This window comes from Alistipes sp. CHKCI003 (assembly GCF_900021155.1).
Taxonomy (GTDB): Bacteria; Bacteroidota; Bacteroidia; order Bacteroidales; family Rikenellaceae; genus Alistipes; species Alistipes excrementavium.
In genome coordinates, this window is sequence record NZ_FCNT01000090.1 from 24,400 (window position 1) to 31,131 (window position 6,732).

A 6,732-nucleotide genomic window follows, 5' to 3' on the forward strand; every position below is an offset into this window, starting at 1 on the left:
CGCGGTGCCGGTAACTTCTTAATGGCACGGCAGCCGACAGAACAGCGGCGAACAGTTACGGCCGCTTGTCACAACCCGACAAGATTTATACCGAAGGCCGACAAACCGTAGAATCGGTTTTATCGGGTATGCCCATAGTTATGGATTCACGGTGGAATACGCCTTGCGGACCGGGGCCTGCAAAACGACCATGACCTGATCTCCTCGCTCTGGCAGGAAGAACAGAAACAACTGCTCGGATTACTCCTATATAATCAAAAGTATTGAGGAAGGCCGATCATCCAAAAAGTGATTTTAGGGCCATGTAACGCTGAAAACGTGACGGCCGTTCTCGAAACGATAACCGACCTCCAGCGCGTAATAATTCGCCACGGCCCGCACCAGCGCCAATCCGAGACCCGTCGATCCTTCCTTCTTGCTTCCTTGATAGAAGCGTTCGAAGATACGCTCTCCGTCCAGCGCTTCGCCACCCTCGTTGGAAACGGTGAGCATGCGGCCCTCGATCCGGATGTCGATCCGCGTACCGGGCTCGCTGTGCAGGTAGGCGTTCTTCACGAGGTTCGTGACCAACACCGAGGCGAGCGACTCGTTCATGCGGACCGTGAAGCTACCCGGCAGAGCCGGCGAGCAAACCAGCCCGCGCGAGGCGTAGATCTCGCCGCAAAGCTCCGCCTGCTCCCTAACCAGCGCGGCGATGTCCACGTCCGAGTTCTCGGGAAACTGGTTGTTGTCGATCTTCGTCAGCAACAGCAGGGTGCGGTTCAGCCTGACGATATGGCTCAGCGTGCGCTGCATCTGGATGATCTCACCGGCCTGCCGTTCGTTCACGTCCGGTCCGTCGAGCAGCCATTCGAGGCGGGCGCCCAGTACGGCCAGCGGGGTCTGCAACTCATGCGAGGCGTTGCCGATGAACTGTTTCTGCTGTTCGTGCAGCGCTTCGGAGCGGTCCAGCGCTTCCTGCGCGGCGACATTCAGCCGCCGGAACTCGGCGATGGTCGTATCGTTCGGAACGGGCCGGTTGCCGGTGCCGGGGTGGTAGTCGTCCAGCCACCGAAGCAGGACGTACAACGGACGCAGATTGCGCTGAAACACCAGCAACGTAAGGCCCAATACCGTCAGCAAAAGGAAGAGGTAGAGGAATACGGCCCAATAAGCTGCGGTTCGCAGCAGGTCGTCTTTCTCGAACGAGGGCGTAGAAACCCGCAGCTCGTAGAACTGGCCCGCATCGTCGCGGAAGATGGTGGTCAGCATACGGGCGGGCTCGGTCTCCTTCTTCTCGGGGATATAGACCTCCGCATCGCGGTAATCGATCATCGGACGGGAGGCGACGTAACGCTCGTCCACGGGCGTTATGGAGTAGCTGTTGTTCGAGCCGTCGTTCAGACCGGGAAGCTCCTGTCCGGCCATCATGCGGATGACGATAAGCTCCGAGTAGTCCTCCAGCGCGTCGTCCACCTCGTCGTTGATCTCGTCCACCATAGAGGCGTAGAACAACCACACCCATAATGCCATTATGGGTAACAGAACCAAGCAAAGGCGCACGGCCAGACGGTAGATCAGTTTCATCGTATTTCTATTTTCAAATTTTGGGGCGATGACTCGGCAACCATCCAAATCGCCGTTGTTTTCATCGCCTCGCTCGTATGAATAACTCTTAATTCGCGGCAAGCCTTCCCGTTTATGTATCGAGAACGACCATCTTGTAGCCGAAGTTGTAGAGGGAACGTATCTCGACCGTCGCTCCGGCCTTTTCCAGTTTACGGCGCAGGTTGCGTATCTGGGCGTAAACAAAGGAGAAGTCGTCGGCCTGATCGACGTGGTCGCCCCAGACCGCCTCGGCCAGCACGGCCTTGTCTATCGTGTGACCGGGACGCTGCAAAAAGTACGAGAGGATGTCGAACTCCTTTTTGAGCAATTCCAGCGTTACGCCGTTCACCTGTACGACACCCCGTTCGGGGTCGAGATAGACGTTGCCCTGCGTGAAGCCCCGCTGGCCTCCGTTTTGGCTGCGCCGCGCCACGCTGCGGATGCGGGCCGAGAGCTCCATCATGTGGAACGGCTTGGGCAGGTAGTCGTCGGCGCCCAGGTCGAGGCCCGCCACTTTGTCCTCCATGGCACCGCGGGCCGAGATGATGATCACGTTCTCCCGCTTGCCTTCGGATTTGATGCGCTCCAGCAGGTTCAATCCGTTGCCGTCGGGCAGCATGATATCCAACAGGATGCAGTCGTAAGCGTATGCAGCCAGTTTATCGTCGGCCTCGGCAAAGGTGCCGGCCGTTTCCACGACATAGCCCTCCCGGACCAACGTCCGTTTCATTACTTCTCGCAGCGAGGGCTCGTCTTCCACGATCAGTATCTTCATGGTATTTTCGTTTGTTTTTCGAAGTACAAAATTACCGGAAGATTCTATAAAGAAGTTAAAATAAGCGATTAATTTTTTTTCAGATCATTACCAGGAAAAGGGAAACGGACATAAAAAAATATTCCGCCCACACTTTTTTTTCTCATTTCAGATTCATTTCAGATTTGCCACCGGATATTTGCACCGTAATCATCAAACCTTAATCTTAAAATGATATCAATTATACACGCAATGAAAAAGAAAAGAGCGATACGGAGCGCATGGCTGCTCTGTCTCGCACTTGCAGCCCTCCCGGCCGCGGCACAGAACGAAAGTACCACGCAGCGGCACATAGACTCCCTGCGACAGGTCGTGGAAGACCTCGCAGTCCGCGTGCATGCGCTGGAGGGCGGCCGCACGACCGAATCCCGTCCGCCTGCGACTACAACGGACGACACCTATTGGCGGCACAAGACACGGGCCCGCTATTTCAACATCGGTTATGTGAGCGAAAAGCTCACCCTTCCGCAGGACGGAGGCAAGCTCCGCAGCGACGTGGGCGCTTCGCTCTCGTGGGGCCGCACCTACCACCTGCACCGCAAGCCCCTGCTGGGAATGATCCGCATCGGGCTGGACTGGACTTGGCTCGACGCCAACTGGGCCAAATACGACCTCTCCTACGGCGGATGGAACGGGGGCTGGGACGGCGACCGCTACGACCCGGACCGGTATCCGAACAACGGCTACCCCTATGAAGACGACTGGGGCGGGCTCGACGCCCACAAGGCGGATCTGGGTATGGCCGTAGGTCCTTCGGTCACGGTGAGTCCCATCGGGGATTTGAAGATCAACGTTTACGGGCGCATCGTCCCCTCCTGCGCGCTGACCGTTTTCGACGGGGACGTGAACGCCCGCTACGCCACCTATTTCAGCGCCGGCGGAGCGGTTTCGTGGAAGGTCATTTCCGTGGGCGTCGAGGGCCGCTGGGGCAAGATCAAGAACGCCTTCTCGGACGACGAGGACGACTACGACTGGGGTTATCACGGCAACCGAGACCTGAAAACCCGCGCGGGAGCCATGCGGCTTTACCTGAGTTTCCGTTTCTGATGCGGCGGAAGAACTCGAAGAAGAAATCGTTAATCAACCATACGACCACTAAAATCAAATTGCAATGAAAAGACACAATCCGACCATTTGGACATTAGCGGCCGCAGCGGTGCTGGGGCTCTCGTCCTGTTCGAAAGACGAAGGAATCGGCGGCCCCGGTTCCGGAGAAGTATCTCAAGCGGTGATAGCCGCTTTCGAGGCCCGCTACCCGGGCGCAACGAACGTAACATGGCGCGTGAGCGGCGATTATGCCATCGCCAATTTCAAATCCTCGGCAGCAACCTATGCTGCCACTGCGGGCGAAAGCAACGCATGGTTCGAGAACCTGAACGGCGAGTGGACGATGACCGAGACGGGTATCGCCTTCACGGATCTGCCGCAGGCCGTGCAGGAGGGCTTCAACGCCAGCAAGTACGGCACGCCAGCCGAGGGAGAAGCCTCCGAGTGGACCCTGACAGGGAAAGTAGATAAACTGGAACGCAAGGACGTGATGCAGCCCACCGCGGACGGTAAAGCCGTCGTGGTGTACGTGATCGGCGTGTGCGGCACCACGGCCGACGGGTTGGCCACCACGATGGACCTCTACTTCTCGGCCGAGGGCATCCTCGTAAATGAAGTGGCCGACGCCACGGACAACGGCTACGAGGACCAGCTTCCGCAGCAGCCTGCGGCCAGCATCGAACAATACCTCCAGACCAATATCATAGCCAAAGGCGGCCGCGTGATCGAAATAGACCTCGAATACAGCGGTACGGAGGTAGAGGCCATTCTCGGCAATCGCAAGGTCGAGCTTTTCTTCGACGCTTCGCAGAACTGGATTTACACCAAGACCGATTACTACCGCTCGGACCTGAACGGCACGGTTCCCGCGAATATCGTAGCGGCGATGAAGACTTCGGAATACTATACGGATGACCGCCGTGTGGACGACATCGAAAAGGTGGAGACCAACGCTGCCAACGGCAACCGCACATGGTGGGTGTTCGAGCTGGAGACCCGCTGGGACGACGTGGAGGTCTATGTGGACGATAGCGGCCTGATCGAACGGCCTCAGATCGACATGGGCGAGAGCGGCGGACTGCCCGCAGGCGGCGACATCGAGAGCTTCATCAATCAGAAGTATCCCGGAGCGCGTATCGTCGAGCGAGACTATGACGACGGATTCTTGGAGGTAGAAATTATCCACGAGAACATCAAAAAGGAGCTCACTTTCAACGGCCGCAACGAGTGGATCAGGACCGAATGGGAGGTACGCCTCCGCGAGCTGCCCGAGGCCGTGACGCAGGCCGTCAGCCGGGAGGGCTACCGATTCGACGATGACGAGGCCGACTTCGTGGAGACCTCCTCGCAAAGTTATTACGAGGTGGAAGTGAGAAAGGATCGCGGCGAATACAAGCTCCGCATCGACCCGCAGGGAAAGATCCTGCACACGATGCGCGACTAATGCAGCGCAGGGCATGACTTCTTGATAATCGGAACCGCCGAAAGGAACAGACGATCCTCTCCGGCGGTTCCCATTTTCAGGAGTTCCGAACTTATAGGCTGCGATCTAAAAAGCTACCTTGACAGGATGCAAAAAAAAAATCATATTTTTTCTTCATCCGCAGATTATTTCAATTTCATTTTAGAATCGGTACCGACCTTTGTATCACGAAAGGTTCGGTAATCCGCTCAAAAGAAACGAACTGAACAACTAAACTAAATAAAACGATATTATGAAAAAGACGATTCTGATGCTTACGGGCCTGTTCCTGTTAGGAATCTCGACCGCCCGGGCCGACCATGACAAGGCCGTGTCCATCGCACAACTGCCCCGCGTGGCGCAGCAATTCATTCAGGAATATTTCGCCATGGAGAAAGTGGCCTACGCTAAGAAGGAGCGCGACTTCTTCGAGGTGAAGTACGAGGTGATCTTCACCAGCGGCAAGAAGGTGGAGTTCTACCGCAACGGAGACTGGAAGGACGTGGACTGCCGCTATGCAACCGTACCGGCGGGGATCGTTCCCGCACCGATCATGGCCAAAGCACGGGAACTGTACGGCGATGTGGCGGTGCTGGAAATCGACCGCGACAAGCGGAACTACGAAGTGAAGCTCACCAACGGGCTGGAACTGACGTTCGACCTGCGCTATAACCTGCTGGATATAGACGACTGATAAATAATAAAAAACATTTACAAATCATTAAAATCACACAGTTATGAAAAAGATTCTTTTTGCAGCTTTGATGCTCATTTGCTCGACCGGCGTAGCTTTGGCCGACGGACACGAACGCGCCATCACCGTACAACAACTGCCCCAGCCGGCGCAGGAGTTCCTCAAACAGCACTTCGATTCATTGACCGTGGCCTACGTGGTGGAAGATGTCAAGCATTTCGGCTCGGAGTACGAGGTGGTCTACACGGACCGCACGGAGGTGGACTTCCGCAGAGACGGCCAGTGGGAAAGCGTGGAGCGCAAGTACGCCCCCGTACCGGCTTCGATCGTCCCCAAGCAGATCGCCGAATTCGTGGCCAGAAGCAACTTCCCGGGGCAGTTCATCAAAAAGATCGACCGCGACCCCTACACATGGGAGATCGAGCTGTCGAGCGGATTGGAGATCAAATTCGACATGCAGTTCAACGTAATAGGATATGACGATTAAGCTGCCCGAAACACTCCGACCCTATGCCGCCAAACGGTGGCTGTGGGCCTACGGGACGCTCGCCGCGATCGTCCTGCTGCTGGCGGTGGCGTGGAACGTGGAGTTCGAGCGGGCCATGCCGCGGCAGAAGCTGCCCGCAGCGGCGCAGGAGTTCCTCTCCACGCATTACCCGCAGGAGAAAGTGGCGCTGGTCAGGTGGGAATACGAGGAGTTCGGGATCACCTATCAGGTCGTCTTCAGCAACGGCACGAAGGTGGAATTTCTACGGAACGGCGAAATGAAGAAAGTCAAAAGCCGGCTGCATCCCGTTCCCGAGGCCGTCGTTCCCGAGGCGATATGCAGTTATGTTGCCGAGACTTTTCCGGGGACCTTCATCACCGAGATCGAACACAAGCGGCACGAGTGGAAGGTGGAATTGAACAACATGGTGGAACTCTCGTTCGACGACCGCGGCTTCTACCTGACCGACTACGACGACTGATCGTCGGAAAAGCAAAGTGACACCGTCGATATGAAGGGGCTGTCTAACAAGTTTAGATGGCCCCTTAAAATTTTTTTTAGTGCCCAAATCCATAAAATGGATAGTTTTAATAACAAATAAGGTGCAAATATTTTGCAGAATAAGAGACGATTTTCTATAT

Annotated in this window: 7 protein-coding genes; 5 read left to right on the forward strand and 2 right to left on the reverse strand. The window is 56.2% G+C overall.

Features of this window, described 5'->3' with window-relative positions; all coding sequences use genetic code 11:
* Positions 1-294: 294 nt before the first annotated feature.
* Entirely contained in the window at positions 295-1,566 is a 1,272-nt protein-coding gene (locus BN3659_RS11390) for a sensor histidine kinase (protein WP_091537080.1), read from the reverse strand.
* A 112-nt stretch (positions 1,567-1,678) separates the two neighbouring features.
* Entirely contained in the window at positions 1,679-2,362 is a 684-nt protein-coding gene (locus BN3659_RS11395; protein WP_091537082.1) for a response regulator transcription factor, read from the reverse strand.
* A 231-nt stretch (positions 2,363-2,593) separates the two neighbouring features.
* Here BN3659_RS11395 and BN3659_RS11400 point away from each other — a divergent pair, with 231 nt between their 5' ends.
* From BN3659_RS11400 to BN3659_RS11420, 5 genes are all read left to right on the forward strand, one after another.
* Positions 2,594-3,448: a hypothetical protein gene (locus BN3659_RS11400; RefSeq protein WP_091537083.1), complete on the forward strand. Its 855-nt coding sequence runs from the start codon at positions 2,594-2,596 to the stop codon at positions 3,446-3,448.
* A 64-nt stretch (positions 3,449-3,512) separates the two neighbouring features.
* On the forward strand, positions 3,513-4,892 hold the full coding sequence (locus BN3659_RS11405; RefSeq protein ID WP_091537085.1) for a PepSY-like domain-containing protein: 1,380 nt from the start codon (positions 3,513-3,515) through the stop codon (positions 4,890-4,892).
* A 271-nt stretch (positions 4,893-5,163) separates the two neighbouring features.
* Positions 5,164-5,604: a PepSY-like domain-containing protein gene (locus BN3659_RS11410; RefSeq protein ID WP_091537087.1), complete on the forward strand. Its 441-nt coding sequence runs from the start codon at positions 5,164-5,166 to the stop codon at positions 5,602-5,604.
* A 43-nt stretch (positions 5,605-5,647) separates the two neighbouring features.
* Positions 5,648-6,091, forward strand: a complete 444-nt coding sequence (locus BN3659_RS11415; RefSeq protein ID WP_091537088.1) for a PepSY-like domain-containing protein — start codon at positions 5,648-5,650, stop codon at positions 6,089-6,091.
* Entirely contained in the window at positions 6,081-6,572 is a 492-nt protein-coding gene (locus BN3659_RS11420) for a PepSY-like domain-containing protein (RefSeq protein ID WP_091537090.1), read from the forward strand. The genes BN3659_RS11415 and BN3659_RS11420 overlap by 11 nt, the downstream gene beginning before the upstream one ends.
* Positions 6,573-6,732 lie beyond the last annotated feature (160 nt).

Excerpts from the sequence above, each read along its gene's own strand:
- BN3659_RS11390 (WP_091537080.1), bottom strand. The coding sequence starts at position 1,566 with ATGAAACTGATCTACCGTCTGGCCGTGCGCCTTTGCTTGGTTCTGTTA.
- BN3659_RS11395 (WP_091537082.1), bottom strand. The coding sequence starts at position 2,362 with ATGAAGATACTGATCGTGGAAGACGAGCCCTCGCTGCGAGAAGTAATG.
- BN3659_RS11400 (WP_091537083.1), top strand. The coding sequence starts at position 2,594 with ATGAAAAAGAAAAGAGCGATACGGAGCGCATGGCTGCTCTGTCTCGCA.
- BN3659_RS11405 (WP_091537085.1), top strand. The coding sequence starts at position 3,513 with ATGAAAAGACACAATCCGACCATTTGGACATTAGCGGCCGCAGCGGTG.
- BN3659_RS11410 (WP_091537087.1), top strand. The coding sequence starts at position 5,164 with ATGAAAAAGACGATTCTGATGCTTACGGGCCTGTTCCTGTTAGGAATC.
- BN3659_RS11415 (WP_091537088.1), top strand. The coding sequence starts at position 5,648 with ATGAAAAAGATTCTTTTTGCAGCTTTGATGCTCATTTGCTCGACCGGC.
- BN3659_RS11420 (WP_091537090.1), top strand. The coding sequence starts at position 6,081 with ATGACGATTAAGCTGCCCGAAACACTCCGACCCTATGCCGCCAAACGG.